3 protein-coding genes are annotated in these 3491 nt (G+C 49.0%); all 3 read left to right on the top strand.

Translation table 11 applies throughout. The features are described 5' to 3' along the window. Positions 1–394: 394 nt before the first annotated feature. The 3 genes from bchL to PMG25_RS07430 all read left to right on the top strand — a co-directional run bounded on the left by bchL (position 395) and on the right by PMG25_RS07430 (position 3388). Complete coding sequence (bchL, locus tag PMG25_RS07440) at positions 395–1261, top strand: ferredoxin:protochlorophyllide reductase (ATP-dependent) iron-sulfur ATP-binding protein (RefSeq protein ID WP_283766269.1); 867 nt, start codon at positions 395–397, stop codon at positions 1259–1261. 286 nt (positions 1262–1547) lie between these two features. Then, entirely contained in the window at positions 1548–1952 is a 405-nt protein-coding gene (locus PMG25_RS07435; RefSeq protein WP_283766268.1) for a DUF5331 domain-containing protein, read from the top strand. Positions 1953–1984: 32 nt separating this feature from the next. Beyond that, positions 1985–3388: a ferredoxin:protochlorophyllide reductase (ATP-dependent) subunit N gene (locus PMG25_RS07430; protein WP_283766267.1), complete on the top strand. Its 1404-nt coding sequence runs from the start codon at positions 1985–1987 to the stop codon at positions 3386–3388. Positions 3389–3491 lie beyond the last annotated feature (103 nt).

Raw genomic sequence — 3491 nt, 5'->3', positions numbered from 1 at the left:
GGGAGAAGGGGCTAGGGGATGAGGAGCAACAATGACTTGTAGCACTGCATTCTTCTGAAACACCAAGGTTTTTGCCCTCTCCCTATATCCCTCTCCCACGGGAGAGGGACTTTCCCCCTTCTCCCACGGGAGAAGGGGCTAGGGGATTAGGGCTTTTTGTCTATTAAACCACTTTTTATAAAAAACAAGCATAAAAATTATCTAAAATAAGATTTTAAAGCTTCACAGAGAATTGGAAGAGATAGAAGCCCAATAAAAACAGATAAAGCTTAAAAACAAGCGATTAAACCTTAAGTCATTGCGATCGCCCCTTGGATTTGCTCGGCACTTCGTTGATAATGCGATCGAGACCCAGAAACACAAGCTATTCAAAGCCATTAGGAGAGAGCGCCCTATGAAACTATCAGTCTATGGAAAAGGCGGTATTGGCAAATCCACTACAAGCTGCAACATCTCCGTTGCCCTCGCCAAACGGGGTAAAAAAGTGCTACAAATCGGCTGCGACCCCAAACATGACAGCACCTTCACCCTCACCGGATTTCTGATTCCCACCATCATTGATACCTTGCAAGCCAAAGATTACCACTACGAAGATGTTTGGCCCGAAGATGTCATATTCAAAGGCTATGGTGGCGTAGACTGTGTAGAAGCAGGCGGCCCTCCCGCCGGAGCTGGCTGTGGCGGTTATGTCGTTGGCGAAACCGTAAAACTACTGAAAGAACTCAACGCCTTTGACGAATACGATATCATTCTCTTCGACGTACTCGGTGATGTCGTCTGCGGTGGCTTTGCTGCTCCTCTCAACTACTCCGACTACTGCATGATTGTCACCGACAACGGCTTTGATGCCCTCTTTGCCGCCAACCGTATTGCCGCCTCCGTGCGCGAAAAAGCCCGAACCCACCCCCTACGATTAGCCGGTCTCATCGGTAACCGCACCTCCAAGCGCGACCTCATCGACAAATATGTAGAATCCGTTCCCATGCCAGTCCTAGAGATTCTGCCCTTAATCGAAGATATCCGCATCTCCCGCGTCAAAGGCAAAACCATCTTTGAAATGGCCGAAACCGACCCCACCCTAGAACCCGTTGCCAACTATTATCTCAACATCGCCGACCAAATCCTGGCCCGTCCCGAAGGCGTTGTTCCCAAAGATGCCGCAGACCGCGACCTATTCTCCCTGCTCTCCGACTTCTACCTCAACCCTCCCAAAGAAGCGGTAAAGACAGAAGAGGAAGAACTAGAACTAATGATGGTTTAGGCGCTTTTCCCCTCATCCCCTAACCCCTTCTCCCGCAGGCGCTGCCCTGAGCGAAGTCGAAGGGAGAAGGGGAAAAAATAAGTCCCTCTCCCGTGGGAGAGGGATTTAGGGAGAGGGCAAGCTCCCGTGGGAGAGGGACTGAGGATGAGGGCAAGCTCCCGTGGGAGAGGGATTTAGGGAGAGGGCAAGCTCCCGTGGGAGAGGGATTTAGGGAGAGGGCAAGCTCCCGTAGAAAAGGGATTTAGGGAGAGGGCAAAATCCCCAGTTCGGCCGGAAAAACAGTATCATGCTCAACGAAACCCTTGCTATTGGATTGACTGCTGTGAGTATGGCTTTTTTCGATAACTTTACCGCTTCCATTCGCCAAAAATGGCTGGATTACTTTCAAGCCAATAAAGCGTGGTTGCTTCTGCAAATGGAAGTGAAGTCCAACAAAACGCCGGATGGGGGACGCAGACCCGCTTCTTCCCTGATTTTAGGGGTGGTGAATGCCCTAGAGCCAAAATTGGGCAATTTGATGGTTCCCTTCTTCAAGCTCAATGCGGATGAAGATGCCTTAGTGGATGTATTGGGTTTGAATTTTGACCCGGAGCGGGAGTTAAACCCGAATGGAGAAGCCCCCGCCATTTCTTCCCCCGGACAACCTACGGGCGTGTCTCGTTTGTTACCGGATGGAGATGACGATCTATAACGTTAACTGATTGAAATCTAGGTTTATATCTTATGACTGTTGCACAACCGGAAACCAGTGCCCTCAATTTTGAGTGTGAAACTGGCAATTATCATACGTTTTGTCCCATTAGCTGTGTTGCCTGGTTATACCAGAAAATTGAAGATAGTTTCTTTCTGGTGATTGGCACAAAAACCTGTGGCTATTTCCTGCAAAATGCCATGGGAGTGATGATTTTCGCGGAACCTCGCTATGCGATGGCGGAGTTAGAGGAGGGCGATATTTCGGCTAAATTGAGCGATTATGACGAATTGAAGCGGTTGTGCTTGCAGATTAAGCGCGATCGCAACCCTTCTGTTATAGTTTGGATCGGGACTTGTACCACCGAAATCATCAAAATGGACTTAGAAGGTCTCGCTCCCAAACTCGAAGCAGAAATCGGCATTCCCATCGTCGTTGCTCGCGCCAATGGCTTAGACTACGCCTTCACCCAAGGAGAAGATACCGTCCTGGCAGCAATGGCGGCTCGCTGCCCGAAAAATGTGGAACAACCGGAAGAAAAAGAAGAGCGCAACGCCATTCAACGCCTACTCACGTTTGGCAAGAAAAAGGAAGACGTAGCTCAAGAAGAATCGGAATATGTAGACCATCCGCCTCTGGTTTTATTCGGCTCCGTTCCCGACCCCATCGTAACCCAATTGACCCTAGAATTAAAGCGCCAGGGCATCAAAGTTTCCGGATGGTTACCCGCAAAACGCTATACCGAATTACCGGTATTAGAAGAAGGCTATTATGTCTCTGGAGTCAACCCCTTTTTATCTCGCACAGCCACAACCTTAATGCGTCGGCGCAAGTGTAAGTTAATTGGCGCACCCTTCCCCATCGGCCCGGATGGAACCAGAGCGTGGATTGAAAAGATTTGTTCCGTCTTTAATATCGAACCCAAAGGATTAGCAGAACGGGAGCAGCAAATCTGGGAAAGTGTAGAAGATTATCTGCAATTGGTGCGCGGTAAATCGGTCTTTTTCATGGGAGATAATTTATTAGAAATTTCCCAAGCCCGGTTCCTAATTCGCTGCGGTATGATTGTCCAGGAAATCGGCATTCCCTACATGGATAAGCGCTATCAAGGAGCGGAGTTAGCGCTGTTGGAAAAAACCTGTCAAGAGATGGGAGCGCCGTTGCCCAATATTGTGGAAAAACCGGACAATTACAATCAAATTCAACGGATTTACGACCTGAAACCGGATTTAGTAATTACGGGAATGGCTCACGCGAACCCAATGGAAGCACGGGGAATTACTACCAAGTGGTCAGTTGAGTTCACGTTTGCCCAAATCCACGGCTTTACGAATACTCGCGACATCCTGGAGTTGGTCACCCGTCCCTTGCGCCGGAATAACAATCTGAAGGACTTGGGTTGGGAGAAGTTAGTGAAGGAAGAAGCCAAAGTTTAGGAGATAACCCAGAAGCCGGGTTTCTTCGAGAAACCCGGCTTCTAGCAGCAGTTATAGTATGTCATTGCGTGCGATTCGTTCCCGTCCAAGTTTGGGGATAACA

Source organism: Roseofilum capinflatum BLCC-M114, assembly GCF_030068505.1.
Lineage (GTDB): Bacteria > Cyanobacteriota > Cyanobacteriia > Cyanobacteriales > Desertifilaceae > Roseofilum > Roseofilum capinflatum.
This window is presented reverse-complemented; position numbering and strand designations above follow the sequence as displayed.